This is a genomic window from Pseudundibacterium arcticum (assembly GCF_042646465.1).
GTDB lineage: Bacteria > Pseudomonadota > Gammaproteobacteria > Burkholderiales > Burkholderiaceae_D > Undibacterium_A > Undibacterium_A arcticum.
Genome location: NZ_JBHRTP010000133.1, coordinates 1 through 713, shown reverse-complemented (window position 1 = coordinate 713; position 713 = coordinate 1). Strand labels below are relative to the sequence as shown.

General features: G+C 65.9%; 1 protein-coding gene. It reads right to left on the bottom strand.

The genetic code is table 11. The annotated features are described in order from the left end of the window. Positions 1-713, bottom strand: a 713-nt coding sequence (locus ACFOFO_RS26490; RefSeq protein WP_449369388.1) for a Mu transposase domain-containing protein, incomplete at both ends; no start/stop codon positions are given.

Below are 713 nucleotides of genomic sequence, written 5' to 3'. Positions count from 1 at the left end.
TCCAGTACGCGCTGGTCGGCCGCCTGTACCTGCTGGTCCAGACCATGCTTGAGGATTGAATGCACGCTCTTCCAGCTCACGGCGTTGTGCTTGAGCGCGCGCACGCATGCCGCTTCCAGCCGTGCCGTTCCAAACTCCTGCCCAAGGCGCAACACGCCAAGGCAGCTGCGGAACGCCTGCTGCGGGTGGCGGCGCTGATGCAGCAGACGCTCGATCAGCACTTCCGTACGCGGCCCTATCGCGGTCGCCTGGCTACGCAGGGTTTCCGCCGTCACCCCAGCGACTGCCCGATGGGCCGGCGGCATGTGCGCGTCGATCGTTGTGTGCCGCCCCTTGAAGGTGCAGTGGACATGGCTTGCCAGTCGCGTGCCGCGATGGAATACCTCCACCGTCGTGGCGGTCGTGCGCACGTCGACCTGCTGGCGGGCGAACTGGCACGGCACCGAGTAGTAATGCCCGCCGACGTCGACGTGGTAGTCGATGCCGACCCGCGCCAGCTTCCATTCGGCGTACTCGTAAGCCTTCTCTGGCAAGGGCCGCAGTGCCGGTTGGTCCATCTCGGCGAAGGCGCTGGCGCGACATCCTGGCAGCTTCTTGAACGGGCGCGCGTTCAGGTCCGTGAGCAGATCACGCAGCACGCGATTGAGTTCGTTGATGCTGAAGAAGCGCTGGTGGCGCAGGCGTGCCAGGACCCAGCGTTCGACCACCAGCAC